The organism is Variovorax sp. PvP013 (genome assembly GCF_050435945.1).
Lineage (GTDB): Bacteria > Pseudomonadota > Gammaproteobacteria > Burkholderiales > Burkholderiaceae_C > Variovorax.
In genome coordinates this window covers 1190118-1211607 of the sequence record NZ_JBNDLF010000001.1, presented here as the reverse complement: position 1 = coordinate 1211607, position 21490 = coordinate 1190118, and the positions used below count along the sequence as shown (strand labels likewise).

Here is a 21490-nt window from a genome sequence, read left to right as displayed (position 1 = left end):
GGCGAAGCGACACGCAGTGCGCGAAGACTGGGGGTGAGCCTTTCGTGCACTGCAGCATAGGCATTTGCCCCAGTAGGCAAGGGGAGGGCTGTCGCGACAATGAGCCGGCGCCCATGCCGGGCGTGAACACAAGCTCGCCAAGCCCGCCATGACCGACCTTTCCCGCCCGCAACCGGACGCTCGCGCGAGATGAGCGACATCATTCTCGAGACCCGCCAGCTCACCAAGGAATTCAAGGGCTTCACCGCGGTCAGCAAGGTCGACCTCAAGGTCGCGCGCGGTTCGATCCACGCGCTGATCGGCCCCAACGGCGCGGGCAAGACGACCTGCTTCAACCTGCTGACCAAGTTCCTCGAACCGACCTCCGGCAGCATCCTCTTCAACAGCCAGGACATCACCGGCGAGCGCCCGGCGCAGATCGCGCGGCGCGGCATCATCCGCTCATTCCAGATCTCGGCCGTGTTCCCGCACCTCACGCTGCTGGAGAACGTGCGCCTGGGCCTGCAGCGCTCGCTGGGCACCTCCTACCACTTCTGGAAGAGCGAGCGATCGCTCCGGCCGCTGGACATCCGCGCGCGCGGCCTGCTCGCCGAGGTCGGCCTCGACGACCTCGCCGACGAGCTGACCGTGAACCTGCCCTACGGCCGCAAGCGCGCGCTGGAGATCGCCACCACGCTGGCCATGGACCCCGAACTCATGCTGCTCGACGAGCCGACGCAGGGCATGGGCCACGAGGACGTGCACCGCGTGGCCGAGCTGATCAAGCGCGTCTCGGCCGGGCGCACCATCCTGATGGTCGAGCACAACATGAGCGTGGTCTCGACCATCGCCGACACCATCACCGTCCTCCAGCGCGGCGCCGTGCTGGCCGAGGGCCCGTACGCCGAGGTCTCGCGCAACCCGCAGGTCATGGAGGCCTACATGGGCACCACCGACGGCCAGCTGCAGGGAGCCCACTGAGATGACCGCCGCACTCGAGATCAAGGGCCTGCAGGCCTGGTACGGCGAATCGCACGTGCTCCACGGCGTCGACATGGTCGTGCAGCCGGGCGAGGTCGTCACGCTGCTCGGGCGCAACGGCGCCGGGCGTACCACCACCATGCGCGCCGTCATGGGCCTGACCGGCGCGCGCAAGGGCAGCATCCGCGTCAACGGCACCGAGACCGTGTCGATGCCCACGCACCGCATCGCCCACCTGGGCATCGGCTACTGCCCGGAGGAGCGCGGCATCTTCGCCAGCCTCTCGACCGAGGAGAACCTGATGCTGCCGCCCGTGCTCAAGGGCGCCGGTGCGGGCATGTCGGTCGAGGAGATCTACGAGATGTTCCCCAACCTCGCCGAGCGTCGCCACAGCCAGGGCACGCGCCTGTCGGGCGGCGAGCAGCAGATGCTGGCGGTCGCGCGCATCCTGCGCACCGGCGCGCGGCTGCTGCTGCTCGACGAGATCTCCGAGGGCCTGGCGCCGGTGATCGTGCAGGCGCTGGCCCGCATGATCACGATGCTGCGCGGCAAGGGCTACACGGTGGTCATGGTGGAGCAGAACTTCCGCTTCGCCGCGCCGCTGGCCGACCGCTTCTACGTGATGGAGCACGGCCGCATCGTGGAGCAGTTCGGCGCGTCCGAGCTCGCCGCCAAGATGCCCGTGCTCAACGAGCTGCTGGGCGTCTGACGTCCCGGCCGCGATTCCTTTTCCCCTTTCGATTTCCCTGACGGAGCCTCATTCCATGCAAAGACGACTCACCGCCCTCGCACTCGCCATCGGCGCCCTGACCCTGGCGGCCACCGCCGCGCAGGCGCAGGAGAAGGTCAAGATCGGCTTCATCACCGACATGTCGAGCCTGTACGCCGACGTCGAGGGCAAGAACGGCGTGGTCGCGATCCAGATGGCGATCGACGACTTCGGCGGCAAGGCGCTCGGCCAGCCGATCGAGCTGCTGTCGGCCGACCACCAGAACAAGGCCGACATCGCCGCGAGCAAGGCGCGCGAATGGATCGACACGGCCGGCGCGACGATGATCTTCGGCGGCACCAACTCCGGCACGGCATTGGCCACCGCCAAGGTCGCGGCCGAGAAGAAGCGCGTCTACTTCAACAGCGGCGCGGGCACCTCGGCGCTCACCAACGAGCAGTGCACGCCCTACACCGTGCACTACGCCTACGACACCGTGGCGCTGGCCAAGGGCACCGGCGGCGCGGTGGTCGAGCGCGGCGGCAAGAGCTGGTTCTTCCTGACGGCCGACTACGCCTTCGGCCAGGCGCTGGAGACCGACACCACGGCCGTCATCAAGGCCAAGGGCGGCACGGTGACGGGCTCGGTGCGCCATCCGCTCAACGCCTCGGACTTCTCGTCCTTCCTGCTGCAGGCGCAGAACTCCAAGGCGCAGATCCTGGGCCTGGCCAACGCCGGCGGCGACACCATCAACGCCATCAAGGCGGCGCGCGAGTTTGGCATCAACAAGACCATGAAGACCGCCGGCCTGCTGGTGTTCCTGACCGACATCCACAGCCTCGGCCTGAAGAACACCGAAGGCCTGCTGCACACCACCAGCTGGTACTGGGACATGAACGACGACACGCGCAAGTTCGCCAACGCGTTCTTCGCCAAGACCAAGCGCATGCCCACCGACGTGCAGGCCGCCGACTACTCGGCCACCATGACCTACCTGAAGGCCGTCGCCGCCGTCAAGACGACCGATGCCGACAAGGTCATGGCCTACCTCAAGAGCACGCCCATCAACGACTTCTACGGCAAGGGCCAGATCCGCGCCGACGGCAGCTTCATCCACGACATGTACCTGGTCGAGGCCAAGTCGCCGGCCGAGTCGAAGAAGCCCTGGGACTACCTGAAGGTGATCGCCAAGCTGCCGGGCGACCAGGTCTTCACGACCAAGGCCGAGACCAAGTGCGCGCTCTGGAAGTGAAGCTCGCCCCCAGGCTTGCGCACTTCGTGTCGCAGCGCCAACCCCCTTCCGGAGGCAACACCGGCGGCCCGGCGAAGCCGGTTCCGCGGTGTTCCTGGCTTTAGACGGTTCGGTGCTGGCGCACCATCACCCTTGAGTTCGTCGTCGGAGTTTCTTTTGCTGCTGCTGTCATGAACATCTCTATGTCCGCCTTGTCCAGCCAGCTCCTGCTGGGGCTGGTCAACGGCTCGTTCTACGCGATCCTGAGCCTGGGGCTGGCGGTGATCTTCGGGCTGCTCAACGTCATCAACTTCGCGCACGGCGCGCTGTTCATGATGGGCGCCATCCTCAGCTGGATGGCGATGGAGTACCTGGGCGTCAGCTACTGGGTGATGCTGCTGGCCGCGCCGGTCATCGTGGGCCTCTTCGGTGTGGTGATCGAGCGGCTGCTGCTGCGCTGGATCTACAAGCTCGACCATCTGTACGGGCTGCTGCTCACGCTCGGGCTGACGCTGCTGATCGAGGGCGTGTTCCGCTCGGTCTACGGCGTCTCGGGCCTGTCCTACGACGCGCCGGACGCGCTGTCGAGCGCCACCGACCTGGGCTTCATGATCCTGCCGAACTACCGCGCCTGGGTGGTGGTCGCCTCGCTGGTGGTGTGCTTCGCGACCTGGTTCGTGATCGAGAAGACGCGCCTGGGTGCCTACCTGCGCGCGGGCACCGAGAACCCCCGGCTGGTCGAGGCCTTCGGCGTCAACGTGCCGCTGATGATCACATTGACCTACGCCTTCGGTTGCGCGCTGGCGGCCTTCGCCGGCGTGCTGGCCGCGCCGGTGATCCAGGTCTCGCCGCTGATGGGGCAGAACCTGATCATCGTGGTCTTCGCCGTCGTCGTGATCGGCGGCATGGGTTCCATCATGGGCGCCATCCTCACCGGGCTGGGGCTGGGCGTGATCGAGGGCTTCGCCAAGGTCGTCTATCCGGAGGCCTCGTCCACCGTCGTGTTCTTCATCATGGTGATCGTCCTGTTGATCCGCCCCGCCGGCCTGTTCGGCAAAGAAAAATGATGCTCGCCCCCAGTCTGCGCGCACTTCGTGTCGCTCCGCCCACCCCCCACCGGGGGCAGGCCGGCCGCTTCGGGCGGCCGTGCGCGGCGGCCTTACGGATCAGGAATTCATGAAGAAGCTCTCTCTCGCCGTCTACCTGCTGCTGCTCGTGGCGTTGCTGCTTGCGCCGTTCTTCGGCGCCTACCCGGTGTTCGTGATGAAGCTGATGTGCTTCGCGCTGTTCGCCTCGGCCTTCAACCTGCTGCTGGGCTACACCGGGCTGCTGTCCTTCGGCCACGCGGCCTTCCTGGGCGGCTCGGCCTACGTGGCGGGCTACGGCGTGAAGGCGCTGGGCTTCACGCCGGAACTGGGGCTGATCGCCGGCACGCTCACCGGCGCCTTGCTCGGCTGGCTCTTCGGCGTGCTGGCCATCCGCCGCCAGGGCATCTACTTCGCGATGATCACGCTGGCGCTGGCGCAGCTGGTATTCTTCGTCGCGCTGCAGGCCAAGTTCACCGGCGGCGAGGACGGCCTGCAGGGCGTGCCGCGCGGCAAGCTCTTCGGCCTGCTGGACCTGTCGAGCGACCTGACCATGTACTACGTGACGCTCGCGGTGGTGGTCGGCGCCTTCCTGCTGATCATGCGCACCATCCATTCGCCCTTCGGCCAGGTGTTGAAGGGCATCAAGGAGAACGAGCCCCGCGCGCTGTCGCTGGGCTACGACGTGGCGCGCTTCAAGTTGCTGGCTTTCGTGATCTCGGCGGCGCTCGCGGGCCTCGCGGGCTCGCTCAAGACGCTGGTGCTGGGCTTCGCGACGCTGTCGGACGTGCACTGGACCGCCTCCGGCCAGGTCGTGCTGATGACATTGGTCGGCGGGCTGGGCACGCTGTCCGGTCCGCTGGTGGGCGCGGCGGTGGTGGTGCTGCTGGAGAACAAGATCGGCGAACTGGGCAACCTGCTCGCGCGCATCACGTCGGTGGAGTGGTTCAACACGCTGGGCGAGTCCGTCACCATGGTCACCGGCCTGATCTTCGTGATCTGCGTGCTGGCCTTCCGCAAGGGGATCATGGGCGAGATCATCGCCTTCATCGATCGTCGCCGGTCGGGACCGCGCGGCTGACGACGGGCCGACCGGTCGGCACGCGAGCCGGCCGGCGGTCTCAATCCTTCGGCGCGTCCTCGACGTCCAGGGCCTCCCCGATGGCGTAGAAGTGCCCGCCCGCGACGTAGTGCAGGCTGCGCCAGTCCGGGTCGGCCGTCTCGAAACGCCAGTGACCGTCCGCGAACGCGCGCGTGTCCGCCCAGGCCGCCACGACTTCGCCGATGAACAGGTCGTAGGTGGCTTGGTTGTGCGGCTCCGGCACCAGCCGGCAGGCCAGCCAGCCCGAGCAGCCGGCGACGAAGGGCAGGTCGTGCCCTGCCGTGCGGAACAGTTCCACGCCGGCGCGCGCCAGCTTGTCGGGAACGTCCTTCAGGCTGCGGGTGCCGACGGCGTGCGTCAGCCGCACCTGCGCGGCGGTGGGCACCTGGATCAGGAAGGCGCCGCCGGCCTCGACCAGCTCGCGGGTGCGCGTGGCCTTGTCCAGCACCACCGTCAGCTTGGGTGGCGCGAAGTCCAACGCGCAGGCCCAGGCCGCGGCCATGACGTCGTCCGTGCCGCCGTGGTGCGCCGACACCAGGACGGTGGGACCGTGATTGAGCAGCCGGTAGGCCTTGTCGAGCGGGACGGGAGCGATGTGGGTGTCCATGGGATGTGCCGAAGATTGAATGCCGTCGATGGGAAATTGACCGAGCCATCGATTCTCGCGATGCTCGCTGGATGATCAGCGAACTCAGGACTTTCATCGCCGTGTGCCGGTACGGGACCTTTGCCGCGGCGGGGGAATGCATCGGCCTGACGCAGTCGGCCGTCAGCAGCCAGATCAAGCGGCTCGAGGACAGCCTGGGCTTCGCACTCTTCGATCGGACCGGCCGCTCGGCCGTCCTGAACGCCGCCGGACAGACCACCCTGCAACGGGCCGAGGCGATCTGCGCGCTCTACGCCAGGCTGGGCGACGTGCCCGACGACCCGTCCGACGGCGTGCTGCTGCGCATCGGCGCCATCGCCTCGGTGCAGTCCACGCTGCTCGCGCGCGCGCTGCAGAAGCTCCGGGAACGGTTTCCGCTGGTGCGCGCGCATGTCGCGCCGGGGGTGTCGATGCGGCTGATGGACGAGCTCGACGCCGGCAGGATCGATGCGGCGCTGATCATCCGGCCCCCGTTCGGCATCCTGCCGGACCTGACCTGGCAGTCGCTGGTCCACGAGCCCTATGTGCTGGTGGCGCCCGCGGAACTGCCCGGTGCGGACTGGCGCGCCCTGCTGCGCGAACAGCCGTTTCTGCGCTACGACCGGGTGTCCTTCGGCGGGCGCATGGTGGAGCGGTTCCTGCGCCGCGAAGGCATCGCGGTCAGGGACTCGGTGGAGATCGACGAGATCTCCGGCCTGATCCACCTGGCCGCCAAGGGCATGGGCGTCGCGCTCGTGCCCCTGGTCGAAGCGCATTCCCCGCTGCCCCGGGGGGCCCGCATGATCTCCCTGGAAGAATCGACCTTCTACCGCGAGATCGGCCTGCTGCAGCGCAAGCCGAAGGCGAGTCCGGCGCTCATCGCGCATTTCGCCCAATGCCTGCGCGAGGCGGCGGAGGTGTCGGAAGCGTCGGACGCATCGGAGTGACGAATCGGGTCGCGCGTCAGCGCGCCTCGTACGCTTCCATCGGCTTGTCGGTCGGGTTCGCCCACGCCGCCTGCGTGAGCGCGTTGGCGGGCAGTCCCACCCTCAGGTTCTGCGGCGGGATGGGTTGCACGAACCACTTGTCGTAGAGCGTCGCGACCTCGCCGCTCCGGGTCAACGCGACCACGCTCCGATCGACCAGCTGCTTGAAGGCCGGATCGCCCTTGGGCAGCATGATCGCGATGGGCTCCACACTCAGCACCGGGTCGAGCAGCCTGTACCGGCCGGGCTCCTTGCTTCTGGAGATCAGCGTCGCCAGGATCTGGCCGTCGGCCGCGAAGCCGTCCGCGCGGCCCGTCTCCAGCAGCAGGAAGCCCTCGGCGTTGTCCTTGGCCAGGAGTTCGCGCACGTCGTTCATACCGTCGCGCTGCAGCTTGCGCAGCAGCTGAACCGAGGTGGCGCCGGTGGTGGCCGCGACGGCCTTGCCGGAGAGTTGCGCCGGCGCCGTGATGCCGGAATCGGACCTGACCGCGATCCGGACGCCCTCGACGTACAGCGTGGGCGCGAAGGCGACGTCCTTCTGGCGCGTCAGGTTGTTGGTCGTCGTGCCGCATTCGATGTCCACGGTGCCGTTCTGGACCAGCGGGATGCGGTTCTGAGGCGTGACCAGCTGGTAGTTCACGGTGAGCTTTTCTCGCTGCACGGCCTTCGCGATGTCCGCGACGATGCGCTCGCAGACGTCGACGTGGAAACCGGCGTACCGGCCCGGACCCAGCGTGAATGACATGGCGCCCGACGCGTCGCGCACGCCGAGGGTGATGGCGCCGGAATCCTTGATCTTCTTCAGCGTGTCGGTCTGCGCGGCGGCCGTGCCGGCCGCGAGCCACAAGGCGCCGGCCACGAGGCCCGCGCAAAGGTGCGATGTCGTCACGACGCGGCCTGCTTCGCGAACAGCGAATCGAGGTCGGCGAACGACTTCATCTCGATCGCGTTGCCCGACGGGTCCAGGAAGAACATCGTGGCCTGCTCGCCGACCTCGCCCTTGAAGCGGACGTAGGGCTCGATGACGAACTCGGTCTTGCGCTCGACCAGCTTGTCGGCCATCGCCTGCCACCGGTCCATCGGCACGATGGCGCCGAAGTGGCGCACCGGGACGTCGTGCCCGTCGACCGCGCTGCTGCGGCGATGACCGCATTCGTCGGGCGCGAGGTGCGCCACGATCTGGTGGCCGTAGAAGTCGAAGTCCACCCATTCCGGCGCGCTGCGGCCCTCGGGGCAGCCCAGCAGGTCGCCGTAGAACGCACGCGCCTCGGCGATGTCGCGGACGGGAAAGGCCAGGTGGAAGGGAATACGGACGCTGGAGGATGCGGTCATGGGAGTCGTCGTCAAGTTGGTTGGGATGACGGGACTCTAGGGCTGCGGGCCGACAATGAAAAACGATATGTTTTTGATCTGAGCATCGATCGGATCGATGAATCGAGGCGGTTCGCCGGGGCGTCGCAGGAGGCGACGCCGCACGACCGGTCGACCCGACGATCGATCGGCCCATGCTCACGCGAAAGGCGTGGCGACGAACGCGTCGAGCCGCTCGGCCGCCCGCGAGTGCGCGGCCAGCGCCGGATGGGCCGACGCGTCGACGTCGTCCGGCACCATCTCCCGGATGAAGCGCCAGGCGACGGCGGTCGTGACGCCGGCCTGGTCGATGGTCGCGGCCGCCACCGGCAGGGGCCGCGCCGCGAGTTCGGCCTCCAGCGCCGCGCAGGCGGCGACGAGCTGGTCCCCGACCCGTGCCAGCCAGGGGCCGTGCTGCTTCTCCGACGGGCGCAGCCGGCGCTCGTAGACGATCTGCACCGCCTTCTCGCAGGCGGCGAGGCCGAGCCCGACGAGGCGCAGCGCGCGCCGGCGCTCGCCGGGATCGGCCGGCATCAGGCCGCGACCGGCCAGGGTCTCGACGTGGTCGATGATCAGCGTCGAGTCCATCAGCGTCGTGCCGTCGTCGCACACCAGCGTCGGCGCCTTGACCACCGGGTTGATGGCGTGGAATTCCGCGTAGGCGCCGAAGACCGAGATCGGCTGGTGCACGAAGGGCAGGTCGATCAGTCGCAGGGTGACCGCCACGCGCCGCACGTAGGGCGAGTCGAGCATGCCGATGAGTTCCATGGGTTTCTTCCTCCGAGAATGGCCGTCGCGCCACGCGGCGACGGCCCACCGACGATAGGAAGAAGGCCGCCCGCCGCCCAGGGCGGACCATCGGAATCGGCGCCGCCGGACCGATGGATCATCGGCATCGCATCGTCTGCACATCGAATGAAGCTCGACAAGAAAGACCACCTGATCCTCGAGGCCCTGCAGCGCGACGCGCGCCAGAGCCTGGCCGCCATCGGCAAGCGCATCGGCCTGTCGCAGCCGGCCATGAGCGAGCGCGTGCGCAAGCTGGAGGAGGCCGGCGTGATCCAGGGCTACGGCGCGCGCGTCGACCTGCGCGCCATCGGCATCGGCCTGCAGGCCATCATCCGCATCCAGACCACGCACGCGGGCATCCGTCCGTACCTGGCACTGTTCGAGGCCATGCCGGAGGTGCTCGAGGCCGACCGCGTGACCGGGGAGGACTGCTTCGTCGTGCGCTGCGCCATCGCCGAGCCGCGCGACCTCGAGCGCGTGGTCGACGCGCTGGCCGCGCACGGCGGCGTCACGACCTCGCTGGTGCTGTCGAGCCCGGTGCGCAAGACGGCCACGGTGCTGGCCGCGCGGCGGGAGCCTGCGGGCTAGAGCCGCAGCCGCGCCACGTACCCCGTCATCTCCAGGTACCCGCGCCCGACGCGCCGTCCCCGGTCGTCGAGCAGTTCGCTCGCACCTTCCCAATACACCGCGCCGGTCGAGGCGCGGCTGTCGAGCTCCTGGTCGTCGAGCAGGGCGCGCACCGTGAAGCGGCCGGCGGGCGTGTCGACCCGCCAGCGCGTCGGGTAGACGGCCCGGGTACGCGGGCTGGTCCAGCGTTCCTGCGCCTCGAAGCGCACCTCGTCGGCGCCGAAGGTGCGCGACGGGCCGCCCTTCGACCGGAACGAGCCGCCGGCCCACAGCGCGCTGCCGTCGGCGCGACGCAGGTGGAAGGCGGTGAGGGCGCTGCCGTCGTCCAGGTTCATGCCGATCCAGTCCCAGCCGACGGCCTCCGGGTGCAGCAGCGCCTCGCTCCATTCGTGGTCGAGCCAGGCGACGCCGTCGACCTCGAAGGCCCGGCCCGCCAGGGTGATGCGCCCGCGCGTGGCGAGCTGCGGCTCGCTGTAGTAGTAGCTCGCCTGCGCCGGGTCGGGGCCCTTGCGCGACAGGCCGGCGTTGCCCTGCAGCAGCACCGGCTGGGTCGGCGTGAAGGTCAGCGCGAGGCCGAAGTCGCCGGCCGGCAACGTCGCCTCGTAGCGGCCGTCGGCCTCGCGGCGCAGGCGCCAGTCGCGCAGGTTGACCGCCGTGTCGGTCTCGCTGGCGCCGGCGACGCCGAAGCCCGCGCGCGCGATGCGCTCGTCGTGCTGGAGCCTGCCGTTCGGGCCGTCGAGGTCGGTCAGCGCGGCATGGGCCGAGATCAGCTGGTGCGCCGCGAAGGCCGAGCGCATGCCGCGCGTGGCGTCCACGCGCGAGCGGAAGAAGGTCAGCTGGAAGCCGAACTCGCGCCCGGCGTCGCGCCCGTCCGCGCGCGCCGTCGCCCGGCCGGTGACGTACCACCACTCGGTGCGCAATTCGGGATGGCTGCCGAAGTCGCGCGGGAAGACCAGCGCGCGCGGGGGCAGGGGCGCCGCCGGGGCGTCGGTGGCGGCCGGGGCGGGCGTGCGGGTCGGCGCGGCGGACGCCGGCACGGCGGCGCCGACCGGGGCCGGGGTGCCGGCGTCGGTGGCCGGCGTGGCCGCTCCCGCGCCGCGTGCGACGGGCAGCGCCAGCGCCGCCGCCAGCACGGCGCGGCGGCGCAGCCGATCCGTGGGCGTCGTCGCCGGAACCTCCGAACGCCCGCCGGCCGGCGCATCGCCGTCCGCCATCGGGTCCGTGCCCCGTCGACGCGGTCCGCGTCCCGCCGTCTCGTCCCGCATCACCAGTCCTCCTTGACCGCCAGCACGGCGTCGCGCCCCGCCGCCGCGCGGCCGGCGATCCAGGCGGTCAGCGTCCCGGCCGCGACCACCGCCGCGCACAGCGCCAGCAGGCGCGCCCACGGCACCAGCAGGTCCATGGTCCAGTGGAAGCTCTGCGGATTGACCACCCGCACCAGCACCACCGACACCGCCAGCCCCAGCGCCAGCCCGGCGACCGCGCCGATCGCCGTCCACGCCGCGCCCTCGCCGGCGACGATCGCCAGCACCTGGCGCCGCGTGAAGCCCAGATGCGCCAGCAGGCCGAACTCCTTGCGCCGCGCCAGCACCTGCGCGCTGAAGCTCGCCGCGATGCCGAACAGCCCGATGGCGATCGCCACGCCCTGCAGCCAGTAGGTGACGGCGAAGCTGCGGTCGAAGATGCGCAGCGAGGCCGCGCGGATCTGGCCGACCGAGCTGATCTCGATCGCGTCGCCCGCGAGCGCGCCCTCGCGCGCCGTCAGGGCCCGCACGTCGCGCTGCACGGCGGCCTCGTCGGCGCCCGGCGCGAGCCAGATCGACACGTCGCTGACGCTGCGGTCCCCCGTGATGCGCTCGAACTCGCGCGCCTCCAGCGTGATGGCGCCGAACTGGCGCACGTAGTCGCGCCAGACGCCGGCGACGAAGAACACCGGCGCCGCCGGCCCCGTCGCGCCCAGTGCGCGCGCGAGCGGGGCGAACTCGGTGCCCGCTCGCGCGCCGTAGAGGTCGACCATCGCCTCGCTGACGTAGATGCCGATGCGCCCGGCCGGCACCGGCAGCACCTCGCCGACCATCGGCAGGGTGCGCGCCGGATCGTCCTCCAGCGGACGCGAGATCAGCGTCACGGCCGGGCGCGCCGGGTCCAGCAGCAGCGCGCGCAGCCGCAGCGTGCCGGTGCGCTCGACACCCGGCAGCCGCGCCAGCCGCCGCACCACCTCCGGCGCGAAGGCGGCGGCGCCGTCGTCGCCGCCGGGCCCGCCGCCGCCGCCGCTGCCCGCCACGCGCAGGTAGAGGTCGGCCGGCAGCACGACGCCGAGCCACTGCGTGACCGAGTCGCGGAAGCTCGCCACCATCACCGTCAGCGCCACCGCCAGGCTCAGGCTCGCGACCACGCCGCTGACGGCCACCGCCGCCGTGCCGCGCATGCGGCGCGCGCGCTCGACGGCCAGCATCGGCAGCACGCGATGGGCCAGCAGCGGCGCGATGCGGTCGTAGAGCAGGGCGACCAGCGCCGGCAGCGCCGTGATGCCGCCCACCAGCAGGAAGCCGACCGACAGGTAGGCCGCCACCGGCAGCCCGAAGACCGGCGGCGCGGTGGCCAGCGCCACGCCCGCGGCCAGCAGCGCCACCGGCGGCCACCACGCGCCGCCGCGCGCCGAGCCGGCGCCCAGGCCCTTGAGCGTCTGCGCCTCCGGCAGGGCCTGCGCGGCGCGCGCCGGCCACCAGCCGCCCACGCCCGCCGCCGCCACGCCCAGCGCGCCGTAGAGCACGGCGGCGGTGCCGCTCCAGCGCAGGGTCGGCGCCACGCCGGCGAAGTAGCCGCCGCCCAGGTCGCCGCCGAGCACCCGCAGCGCCAGCGCGGCCAGGCCGGTGCCCAGCGCGATGCCCGCCAGGCTGCCGACCGTGCCCAGCAGCAACGATTCGGCCAGCACCAGCCGCAGCCGGCCGCGCGGCGTCAGGCCCAGCACGCCCAGCAGGGCGAACTGCTGCGCGCGCTTGGCCACGCTCAGCGCCAGCACCGAGAACACCAGGAACGCGCCGGTGAACAGCGCCACCAGCGCCAGCACCGTCAGGTTGACGCGGTAGGCGCGCGAGAGGTTGCTCACGCGCTGCGCCGCGTCGCCCGGCTCGGCGATCTGCACGTCGGCCGGCCAGCCGGGCGCGGCGCGCAGGCCGGCGACGAAGGCGGCGCGGTCGATGCCGGCGGCCAGCCGCAGGTCGATGCGCGTGAGCCGGCCGATGCGCCCGAGCAGTTCCTGCGCCGCGCCGATGTCCATCACGGCCAGGGGCGGCCCGCCGGCGCTCACGTGGCCGGCGACCGTCAGCGCGTGGCGCTGGCCCTGCCACCGGATGTCGAGTTGCGTCGCGTCCGCGCCGACGGCCTCCTGCGCCGCCGCGTTCAGGAACACCTGGCCCGGCGAGACGATGGCCAGGCGCGGCGCGTCCTCGGCCGGGCGCGGCATCAGGGCGGGTGCGAGCGTCGGGATCGCCAGCGCGTCGACGCCGACGATGCGCAGCGACGGCCGCGCGGCGACGGCGCCGCCTTCCGGATCGGTCTCCGCCTGCGCACCCGAACCCGCGTCCGCATCGGCCGCCGGGTCGCCCGGCGTGCCGGCCTCGTCCTCCGGCCGCGCGATGCGCACCTGCGCCTCCACCACCGGGCTGGCCAGCACCACCTGCGGATGCGTCGCCACGCGGGCGAACACCGCCTCGTCGAAGCCGCCGCCGGCCGCGCGCAGCTCCAGGTCCGGCTGGCCGTTGACCGAGCGCACGGCGCTGGAGAACTCGTCGAGCGCCGAGGCGTTGATCAGGTGGACCGAGAACGCCAGCGCCACGCCCAGCATGACGGCGATGGCCGCGGCGGCGTTGCGCCACGGGTGGTGGCGCAGTTCCTGCCAGGAGAAGGTGAGCAGCAGCGCGCGCATCGTGCCGGGGGCGTTCAGGGCGCGATGCCGTCGGCGCGCAGGTGCAGCACGCGGTCGGCGCGCGCGGCGGCGGCCTCGGAGTGCGTCACCAGCACCAGCGAGGCGCCGTGTTCGCGCGTCTGCGCCAGCAGCACGTCCATGATCTTGGCGGCGGTCGTGGGGTCGAGGTTGCCGGTCGGCTCGTCGGCCAGCAGCAGGGCCGGGCGATGCACCAGCGCCCGCGCGATGGCCACGCGCTGCAACTGGCCGCCGCTGAGTTGCTGCGGCAGCCGCGCGCCCAGGCCGGCGAGGCCGACCGCGTCGAGCATCGCGGCCACGCGCGGCCGCGACACCGCCTCGCGCTCGCCCAGCAGCATCAGCGGCAGCGCCACGTTCTGCGCCACGTCCAGGTGCGGCAGCACGTGGAAGGCCTGGAAGACGAAGCCGACGTGGCGCCGGCGCCAGACCGCGCAGGCCTCGGCGTCGAGCGCGCCGATGTCGGTGCCGTCGTGCGCGATGCGGCCGGCGTCCCAGGTGTCGAGTCCGGCCATGCAGTTGAGCAGGGTCGACTTGCCGACCCCCGATTCGCCGACGATGGCGACGAACTCGCCCGCCGCCACGTCGAGCGAGACATCGGCGAACACCGTGGCGTCGCCGTAATGCTTGGAGAGCCCCTGGACGACGAGCGTCATGCCGCGGCCACCCGCAGCGCGTGCGCCACCGCCTGCGCGACGGCGTCGGGCGCGTCGGCCGCGATCACCGTGCGCGACGGCATGCCGCGCAGCCAGGTCGTCTGGCGCTTGGCGAGCTGGCGCGTGGCGGCGACGCCGCGTTCGCGCAGCACGTCCAGGGCGACGGCGTCCAGGGACGACGATGTCGGAGCGGTCGCGGCGGCGGCGTCGAGCAGCTCCCAGGTCTGGCGGTAGCCGACGCAGCGCATCGCCGGCAGGTCGGCGTCCAAGTCACCGCGCGCGCGCAGGCCGCGCACCTCGTCGACCAGGCCTTCGCGCAGCATGGCGTCGAAGCGCTCGGCGATGCGCGCGTGCAGCCACGCGCGCTGGGTCGGTTCGAGGGAGAGCAGGGCGATCGGGCGGAGACCGGACGGGGCGGCCGCCGTGTCGTCCCGGTAGGCCCGCTGGAAGCTCGACAGCGGTCGGCCGCTGCCGCGCCAGACCTCTAGCGCGCGCTGGATGCGCTGGCCGTCGTGGGGCGCGAGGCGCGCGGCCGTCACCGGATCGACCTCGGCCAGCCGCGCGTGCAAGGTGGGCCAGCCCCGCGCGGCGGCCTCGGCCTCGATCGCGGCGCGCACGGCCGGGTCGGCCGCCGGCATGGCGTCGATGCCGTCGATCAGCGCCTTGAAGTACAGCATCGTCCCGCCCACGAGCAACGGCAGCCGGCCGCGCGCGGCGATCTCGGAGATCAGCCGCGTGGCGTCGGCGACGAACGCGGCGGCGCTGTAGGGCGCGCGCGGGTCGCGGATGTCGATCAGATGGTGCGGCACCTCGGCGCGCTCGGCGGCCGAGGGCTTGGCGGTGCCGATGTCCATGCCGCGGTAGACGAGCGCCGAGTCGACGCTGACGATCTCCACCGGCAGCGCGCGCGCGATGGCCAGCGCGGCGGCGGTCTTGCCGGCCGCCGTGGGGCCGGCGAGGGCGAGGTAGCGCGGGAGGGGGATCTCGGGAAAGGCGGAGGCGGACGCCGGTGGGACGGACGCGGCGGCGTCGGGGAAGGAGGGCATCGATCGAGGGTAGCAAATGCGTCCCGACCCTCCGGTGCGCAGGCCCGCGAGGCGGCGACCCGGTGGGCGGGCGTGGACAGCCCGATCCGGCGGCCGCGCCTCAGATCGCCGGTGCGCTCTCGCCCGCCACCTGCGTGGCCGCCGGCTTCATCTTGAACAGCTGGTTGAGCGCGGCCTGGTACTGGGCCTGACCGATCGAATTGGTGTTGTGGTGCGAGCCGCCCTCGACCAGCACGAACATCTTCGGCACCGTCGCCGCCTCGTACAGCCGGCGCCCGAGCGTCGGGTTGATCAGGCTGTCGGCCGTGCCGTGCACCACCAGCAGCGGCGAGCCGATGTCCTTGACGCGGCTGATGGCCTCGAAGCGCTGCGTGATGAACGGGCCGAAGGGCAGCCAGCCCCACTTGAAGCTGCTGGCCACGTCGGCGATGGAGGTGAAGGTGCTCTCGACGATCACGCCGCTTTCGTCCTTGACGCTGGAGGCCAGATCGATGCCGATGGCGCCGCCGAGCGAGTGGCCGAAGATGTAGCGGTGCTGCTCCGGATGGCGCGCGGCCAGCCAGGTCCAGGCGGCGCGGGCGTCCTCGCGGGCGGTGGCCTCGGAGGGCAGGCCGGCCGAACTCTTGCCGAAGCCGCGGTAGTCGATCGCCAGCACCGAGAAACCCAGCTCGTGCATCCGCTGCATCCGCGGCGCCGAGCCGGCCACGTTGTAGCGGGCGCCGTGCAGGTAGAGCAGCACGGGCGTGTCGACCGATTCCGGCTTGCCGCCGAGCCACAGGCCGTGCAGCTTGGCGGGCTCGCCGGTGACGGAGGACTGGAAGTCGATCCAGACGTGCTCCATGCCCTCGGTCATCGCCTCCGTGTTGCCCCAGCTGCGGTCGCTGGGCTGGAAGATCCATTCGCGCTGACGCTCGTCGAGCGTCGAGCATCCGCCGGCAAGCAGCGCGAACAGGGCGATAACGGAGGCGAAGAGCGACCAATGTTTCATGCGTGTAGACAGAGCCGGTGGCTCCGCCGAAAGTTCCAGGGCAATGCCACGCAACGTGCGTGCCCAGGCGCAGGCCTACAGCGGAAACCCCTACGTAATACTTTGCTACGCGTTTTGTAAGTCAGCGCCCACGCAGGAACAGGCCGTCGAGTTCGCGCACCGACAGTTGCCGCCAGGTCGGCCGGCCGTGGTTGCACTGGTCGGAGCGTTCGGTGGCTTCCATCTGGCGCAGCAAGGCGTTCATCTCGTCCACGGTCAGGCGGCGGTGAGCGCGCACGGCGCCGTGGCAGGCCATGGTCGAGAGCAGTTCGTTCTGCGCCCGCTGCACCACCGTGCTGGCGTCGTGCTGCGCCAGTTCGGCCAGCACGCTGCGCGCCAGCTCGACCGGGTCGCCGTCGGCGAGCGTGCCCGGCACGGCGCGCACGGCCAGCGTGCGCGGCGACAGCGGGGTGACCTCCAGCCCGAGCGTGGCCAGCACCGCCGCGCAGGCCTCGGCCGTGGCCACCTCCTGCGGCGTGGCGGCGAAGGTCGCCGGGATCAGCAATGGCTGGCTGGCGATGGCCGCGCCGTCGAGCTGCGATTTCAGGCGTTCGTAGACGATGCGCTCGTGCGCGGCGTGCATGTCGACGATGACCAGCCCCTGCCGGTTCTCGGCCAGGATGTAGATGCCCTGGAGCTGCGCCAGGGCGCGGCCGAGCGGCCAGACGTCGTCGGTCGTGGCGGCGGGGGCGTCGGCGGTACCCGGACCGGCGCCGATGGCGATGCCGCCCGACGCGCCGGCACCGGTACCCGGGGACGTGTCGAGGCCGGTCGCCGCGCCGGCATCCGCCGGGCCGATACGGCCGGTTCCCGCGCCGTCGCCGTTGCCGGTGGTCGACACCCGCGCGGGTGGCGCTGTCGGCCACATCGCCGCCTGGTCGCCGGTCCCGCGCTCGGCGGCGAAGTGCATGCGCGGCTGGGTCCAGACCGGGGGCGCGGAGGCGGGGGCGACCGGCCGGGCGAACAGGGACGGCGCCGAAGCGGTCGCGGCATCGCCCGCGCGCGGCGCGGCCAGCGCATCCTCCACGGCGTGCCGCACGGCCTGGTGCACCTCGCGGCTGTCGCGGAAGCGCACCTCGATCTTGGTCGGATGCACGTTGACGTCGACGCGCGCCGGGTCGATGCGCAGGTAGAGCGCGAACACCGGCTGGCGCTGGCCGTGCAGCACGTCCTCGTAGGCGCTGCGCACCGCGTGCGACAGCACCCGGTCGCGCACGAAGCGGCCGTTGACGTAGAAGAACTGCTGGTCGCCGCGCGAGCGCGCCGCGTCCGGAATGCCGGCGCGGCCCTCGACGCTCAAGGTGCCCACCGCATGGGCGACCGCCACGCTGCGGGTCACGAAGTCCTCGCCCAGCGCGTCGGCCAGGCGCGGCTCGCGCGCCGGATGGGCGCGCCACTGCTCGACCAGGCGGCCCTCGTGCCAGATCGAGAAGCCGACATCCGGCCGCGCCAGCGCATGGCGGCGCACCGCCTCGACGCAGTGCGCGAGCTCGGTCGCGTCGGTCTTGAGGAACTTGCGCCGCGCGGGCGTGGCGTAGAAGAGTTCGCGCACCTCGACCGTGCTGCCCTGGGCGCGGGCGACCTGCCGCAGCTCGCCGGTGCGGCCGTCGAGCGCGTAGGCCGCATCGGCGCCGCGCTCGCGCGAGAGCAGGGTGAGGTCGGCGATCGAATTGATCGCGGCCAGCGCCTCGCCCCGGAAGCCCATGGTGGCGACCGTCTCCAGGTCGCCCAGGCTGGCGATCTTGCTGGTGGCGTGGCGGCGCAGGGCGACGCTCAGGTCGCCGCGCGCGATGCCCTCGCCGTCGTCCTCGACCGCGATCAGCCGCACGCCGCCGGCCGACAGGCGCACCGTGACCTGCGTAGCGCCGGCGTCGAGCGCGTTGTCCAGCAGCTCGCGCACCACGGAGGCGGGGCGCTCGACCACCTCGCCGGCCGCGATCTGGCTGATCAGTTCGTCGGGGAGTTCACGGATCGGCCGGCGCGGCGGGGCCGACGGTGCGATCGTGGCGGCGGCGTCCGGGGAGGCCGGGGAATCGGAAGGAATGGGCACCGAATCATTCTAGGGATCGGGCGCCGGCCGGGCGGCGGAGGGGAAAAGCACGCTGCGCATAATCGCCGGCATGGAAATCGTCCACTTTCTCATCGACTTCATCCTCCACATCGACAAGCACCTCGAGGCCTTCGTCGTCGCCTACGGACCCTGGGTCTACGCGCTGCTGTTCGTCATCGTGTTCGTGGAGACGGGGGTCGTCGTGATGCCCTTCCTGCCCGGCGACTCGCTGCTGTTCATCGTCGGCGCGCTGTGCGGCGTCGGGCTGATGAGCTTCCCGATCGCCTGCGTGGTGCTGATCGCGGCGGCGATCCTGGGCGACCAGTGCAACTTCACCATCGGGCGCCATCTGGGGCCGAAGGTGTTCCAGTGGGAGGACTCGCGCTTCTTCAACAAGAAGGCGTTCAACCAGGCCCACGCGTTCTACGAGCGCTATGGCGGCATCACCATCATCCTGGCGCGCTTCATGCCCTTCATCCGCACCTTCGCGCCCTTCGTGGCCGGCGTCGCGGCCATGGACCGGGGCAAGTTCACGCTGTTCAACGTGGCCGGCGCTCTGCTGTGGGTGCTGGGCATCGGCACCGCCGGCTACTTCTTCGGCAACCTGCCGTTCGTGCGCCAGCACCTGGAGAAGATCATCTGGGGCCTGATCCTGGTGCCGGGCCTGATCGCCATCGTCGGCGCCTGGCGCGCCGGTCGTGCCGAGCGCGCGCGCGAGGCGGCGGGGCTGCAGGGCTGAACGGCAGAGGGGACGACCATGCCGGAGGCGACGCCTGCGAAGGCCCCTGCACGTGGTCCCGGGCGCCAGCCCAGGGTCGGGATGCGCGCCGTCCTCGGCGCGGTCTGCCTGTTCGTCGCCGGTTGCGCCACCACCGAAGCGCCCTGGCCCGACAAGGTGGTGGACGCGCAGCGCCTGCAGGTGGTCGGCCGGCTGCACGTCGCGCGACCGATCCGCAACCTGAACGATCCCGTCGCCGGAGGCACCATCGTCCTGCGCCTGCACGTCGACGCGCAGGGCCGTGTCCGCCGCACCGAGATCGCCGAGAGCAGCGGCGACGCTGGCGTGGACGCGGCGGCCGTCCGAGGGCTGTCCGGCGCGACCTTCGTGCCCTACCAAGAAGCCGGCGTGCCCGTCGCGGTCACGACGCTGATGCCGATCCATTTCAAGGCGTCGTCGCGCTGCCGGGGGCTGCGTCCGCTCGACTGCTGAGCCGGACCGGGCCGGCGACGTCCGGTACTTTCGGCCGGCTGCGTCCGGCCCATGAAAAAAGAGGCGTGCCCGACGGACACGCCTCTCTTTCGTTCATGGCCGGCCACGGACCGCCTTCGCGATCCGCACGGCCACGCCGCGCCTCGACCGCTCAATAGCGCGAGCCGTCGCTGCGATAGCGCTGGTTGTTGCGCTGGTCGGAGTTCTTGCCGACCTCGTTGCCGATCAGGCCGCCGAGCGCCGCGCCGCCGACCGTGGCGGCGGTGTTGCCGCCCAGCACGTTGCCCAGCACGGCACCGCCGACCGCGCCGCCCGCGACGCCCATCTGCTGGTTGGGGCCGGTGCCGCAACCCGCGAGCACCATGAGGGAGGAGGAGGCGATGGCTGCGATCCAGAGACGTGTCTTCATGGGATTCACCTTTGGAGAAGTTGTGAAACCCATTGTGTCCAGGCCCGGATGCCCCACTGTAGGAAGTGGCCCTAGGACGGTGCGCGAGTGCACCGGTCCCGGTCGACGAGGTGAGCGATCGCCTCAGAGCTGGCGGCTGCGCGCGAGCGGCGGGTTCTGCGCGAAGTAGCGCTGGATGCCGCGCATGAGGGCGTCGGCCAGGTCGTCCTGGTACTGCGGCGAGCGCAGCTTCGCCTCTTCCTCCGGGTTGCTGATGAAGGCCGTCTCGACCAGCACGCTGGGGATGTCGGGCGCCTTCAGCACCGCGAAGCCGGCTTGCTCCACGCCGGCCTTGTGCAATTTGGCGCCGATGCGCTGGATCTCGCCGAGCATCGCCGAGCCCAGCCGCAGGCTGTCGTTGATCTGCGCCGTGGTGCTCATGTCCAGCAGCGCGCGCTGCACCTGCGCCTCGTGGCTGCCGACGTTCACGCCGCCGACCTTGTCGGCCTGGTTCTCCTTGTTGGCCAGCCAGCGCGCGGCGGAGCTCGAGGCGCCCGACTGGCTGAGCGCGAACACGCTGGCGCCGCGCGCGTCGGGGTTGCTGAAGGCGTCGGCGTGGATGCTCACGAAGAGGTCGGCCTGCACGCGCCGCGCCTTCTGCACGCGCATGCCCAGCGGCACGAAGAAGTCGGCGTCGCGCGTGAGGAAGGCGCGCATCGGGCTGCCGTTGACGTTGGCGGCGTTGATGCGGTCGCGCAGGCGGTGCGCCACCTGCAGCACGATGTCCTTCTCGCGCGTGCCGTTGGCGCCGGTGGCGCCGGGGTCCTCGCCGCCGTGGCCGGGGTCCAGCGCGACGATGATGATGCGATCGGTGCGGTTGGGGGTGGCGACGCTGCGCTTGGCGGCCGGCACGCTGGGCGGCGGCGGGGCCGAGGCCATCGGCGGCGGCAGCTGCGAGGGCAGCGGCGCGGCCGGCGGCGGGGGGCGCACGGCCGGTGCCGCGGCGACGGCGGGCGGGCGGGTCGGCAGCGGGATCGACGGCGTGGCCGGCACCACCGGCCAGTTGCCGGCGCCGGCCGCGGAGGGCACGCCGTCCTGCGCGCGATCGGCCTGCTGCGCCATCAGCTCGCCCAGCGGATCGGCGCCGGTCGGACCCGACGCGATGGTCGGCAGCGAGGGCGGGGCCGGCGGCGCGGGCGCCATCGACACCGCCGGCGCCGTGCGCAGCCGGTCGGAGATCAGCGCCTCCATCGGGTCGACGGGCTGCTCCGGGTAGAGGTCGAGCACCAGGCGATGGCGGTAGGCGGCCACCGGCGCCAGCGAGAACACCTGCGGCTGCACCGCCTGCTTGAGGTCGAACACGATGCGCACCACGCCCGGGGCGTACTGGCCCACGCGCAGGCCGTCGATGTAGGGGTCGCCGGGCTTGATCTGCCGCACCAGGTCGCGCAGCGCCGGATTGAGGTCGATGCCCTGGATGTCGATGGCCAGGCGCGGCGGGCTGCCCACCACCCGCTGCTGGGTCTGCAGCTTGCCGTCGGACTCGATGGTGACGCGGGTGTAGTCGGTCGCCGGCCAGACGCGCACGGCCATGATGCTCGCGCCGCGCGCGATCTCCTGCACGCCCAGCAGGAGCACGAGGCTGCCGGCCTTGAGCGCGGCGCGGCGGGAATCACGGGGTTGTTTCGGGGCCAGGGTCATGAGGG

The 21490-nt window shown here is 71.7% G+C and carries 21 protein-coding genes; 9 read left to right on the top strand and 12 right to left on the bottom strand.

The window, feature by feature from the left end; translation table 11 throughout:
• Positions 1–189 precede the first annotated feature (189 nt).
• The 5 genes from ABID77_RS05770 to ABID77_RS05750 all read left to right on the top strand — a co-directional run bounded on the left by ABID77_RS05770 (position 190) and on the right by ABID77_RS05750 (position 5066).
• Positions 190–960 carry an ABC transporter ATP-binding protein gene (locus ABID77_RS05770; RefSeq protein ID WP_429592138.1) on the top strand — a complete coding sequence of 257 codons (771 nt, stop codon included), beginning with the start codon at positions 190–192 and terminating at the stop codon, positions 958–960.
• A gap of 1 nt (position 961) precedes the next feature.
• Positions 962–1669: an ABC transporter ATP-binding protein gene (locus ABID77_RS05765; protein ID WP_429592135.1), complete on the top strand. Its 708-nt coding sequence runs from the start codon at positions 962–964 to the stop codon at positions 1667–1669.
• 55 nt (positions 1670–1724) lie between these two features.
• Positions 1725–2921: an ABC transporter substrate-binding protein gene (locus ABID77_RS05760; RefSeq protein ID WP_429592132.1), complete on the top strand. Its 1197-nt coding sequence runs from the start codon at positions 1725–1727 to the stop codon at positions 2919–2921.
• Positions 2922–3091: 170 nt separating this feature from the next.
• Positions 3092–3967 carry a branched-chain amino acid ABC transporter permease gene (locus tag ABID77_RS05755; protein WP_429592129.1) on the top strand — a complete coding sequence of 292 codons (876 nt, stop codon included), beginning with the start codon at positions 3092–3094 and terminating at the stop codon, positions 3965–3967.
• A gap of 109 nt (positions 3968–4076) precedes the next feature.
• Entirely contained in the window at positions 4077–5066 is a 990-nt protein-coding gene (locus ABID77_RS05750) for a branched-chain amino acid ABC transporter permease (protein ID WP_429592126.1), read from the top strand.
• A gap of 40 nt (positions 5067–5106) precedes the next feature.
• Here the strand turns inward: ABID77_RS05750 and ABID77_RS05745 are convergent, their stop codons facing one another.
• Entirely contained in the window at positions 5107–5694 is a 588-nt protein-coding gene (locus ABID77_RS05745; RefSeq protein WP_429592124.1) for a flavin reductase family protein, read from the bottom strand.
• Positions 5695–5765: 71 nt separating this feature from the next.
• Between ABID77_RS05745 and ABID77_RS05740 the strand changes: the two genes are divergently transcribed.
• Positions 5766–6659, top strand: a complete 894-nt coding sequence (locus ABID77_RS05740) for a LysR family transcriptional regulator (protein ID WP_429592121.1) — start codon at positions 5766–5768, stop codon at positions 6657–6659.
• Positions 6660–6675: 16 nt separating this feature from the next.
• Here ABID77_RS05740 and ABID77_RS05735 read toward each other — a convergent pair whose 3' ends face one another.
• From ABID77_RS05735 to ABID77_RS05725, 3 genes are all read right to left on the bottom strand, one after another.
• The gene (locus tag ABID77_RS05735; RefSeq protein ID WP_429592118.1) at positions 6676–7587 is read right to left on the bottom strand and encodes an amino acid ABC transporter substrate-binding protein; all 912 of its coding nucleotides are present in this window, start codon (positions 7585–7587) and stop codon (positions 6676–6678) included.
• Positions 7584–8030: a VOC family protein gene (locus ABID77_RS05730; RefSeq protein ID WP_429592114.1), complete on the bottom strand. Its 447-nt coding sequence runs from the start codon at positions 8028–8030 to the stop codon at positions 7584–7586. The genes ABID77_RS05735 and ABID77_RS05730 overlap by 4 nt, the downstream gene beginning before the upstream one ends.
• Positions 8031–8207: 177 nt before the next feature.
• The gene (locus ABID77_RS05725; RefSeq protein ID WP_429592111.1) at positions 8208–8816 is read right to left on the bottom strand and encodes a glutathione S-transferase; all 609 of its coding nucleotides are present in this window, start codon (positions 8814–8816) and stop codon (positions 8208–8210) included.
• Positions 8817–8963: 147 nt separating this feature from the next.
• On the opposite strand from ABID77_RS05725, the gene ABID77_RS05720 reads away from it, so the two are divergent.
• Positions 8964–9425, top strand: a complete 462-nt coding sequence (locus tag ABID77_RS05720) for an Lrp/AsnC family transcriptional regulator (RefSeq protein WP_429592108.1) — start codon at positions 8964–8966, stop codon at positions 9423–9425.
• Here the strand turns inward: ABID77_RS05720 and ABID77_RS05715 are convergent.
• The 6 genes from ABID77_RS05715 to mutL form a co-directional block, all read right to left on the bottom strand.
• Complete coding sequence (locus ABID77_RS05715) at positions 9422–10678, bottom strand: lipocalin-like domain-containing protein (RefSeq protein ID WP_429592105.1); 1257 nt, start codon at positions 10676–10678, stop codon at positions 9422–9424. The two genes, ABID77_RS05720 and ABID77_RS05715, sit on opposite strands and share 4 nt — an antisense overlap.
• A 50-nt stretch (positions 10679–10728) precedes the next feature.
• The gene (locus ABID77_RS05710) at positions 10729–13392 is read right to left on the bottom strand and encodes an ABC transporter permease (protein ID WP_429592102.1); all 2664 of its coding nucleotides are present in this window, start codon (positions 13390–13392) and stop codon (positions 10729–10731) included.
• Positions 13393–13406: 14 nt separating this feature from the next.
• Positions 13407–14063 carry an ABC transporter ATP-binding protein gene (locus ABID77_RS05705; protein WP_429592098.1) on the bottom strand — a complete coding sequence of 219 codons (657 nt, stop codon included), beginning with the start codon at positions 14061–14063 and terminating at the stop codon, positions 13407–13409.
• Positions 14060–15109 carry a tRNA (adenosine(37)-N6)-dimethylallyltransferase MiaA gene (gene miaA / locus ABID77_RS05700; protein WP_429592095.1) on the bottom strand — a complete coding sequence of 350 codons (1050 nt, stop codon included), beginning with the start codon at positions 15107–15109 and terminating at the stop codon, positions 14060–14062. The genes ABID77_RS05705 and miaA overlap by 4 nt, the downstream gene beginning before the upstream one ends.
• 100 nt (positions 15110–15209) lie before the next feature.
• Positions 15210–16097 carry an alpha/beta hydrolase gene (locus ABID77_RS05695; RefSeq protein WP_429592092.1) on the bottom strand — a complete coding sequence of 296 codons (888 nt, stop codon included), beginning with the start codon at positions 16095–16097 and terminating at the stop codon, positions 15210–15212.
• A gap of 121 nt (positions 16098–16218) precedes the next feature.
• Complete coding sequence (gene mutL, locus ABID77_RS05690) at positions 16219–18180, bottom strand: DNA mismatch repair endonuclease MutL (protein WP_429593314.1); 1962 nt, start codon at positions 18178–18180, stop codon at positions 16219–16221.
• Between the two features lie 76 nt (positions 18181–18256).
• Between mutL and ABID77_RS05685 the strand changes: the two genes are divergently transcribed.
• Both ABID77_RS05685 and ABID77_RS05680 read left to right on the top strand, forming a co-directional pair.
• On the top strand, positions 18257–18925 hold the full coding sequence (locus ABID77_RS05685; RefSeq protein WP_429592089.1) for a DedA family protein: 669 nt from the start codon (positions 18257–18259) through the stop codon (positions 18923–18925).
• A gap of 81 nt (positions 18926–19006) precedes the next feature.
• Entirely contained in the window at positions 19007–19396 is a 390-nt protein-coding gene (locus tag ABID77_RS05680; protein ID WP_429592086.1) for an energy transducer TonB family protein, read from the top strand.
• 151 nt (positions 19397–19547) lie between these two features.
• On the opposite strand, the gene ABID77_RS05675 is transcribed toward ABID77_RS05680, so the two are convergent.
• Both ABID77_RS05675 and ABID77_RS05670 read right to left on the bottom strand, forming a co-directional pair.
• Complete coding sequence (locus ABID77_RS05675; RefSeq protein WP_429592083.1) at positions 19548–19805, bottom strand: glycine zipper domain-containing protein; 258 nt, start codon at positions 19803–19805, stop codon at positions 19548–19550.
• 123 nt (positions 19806–19928) lie between these two features.
• Positions 19929–21485 (bottom strand): N-acetylmuramoyl-L-alanine amidase, encoded by a 1557-nt coding sequence (locus ABID77_RS05670; RefSeq protein WP_429592078.1) that lies wholly within the window; start codon positions 21483–21485, stop codon positions 19929–19931.
• Positions 21486–21490: the final 5 nt, after the last annotated feature.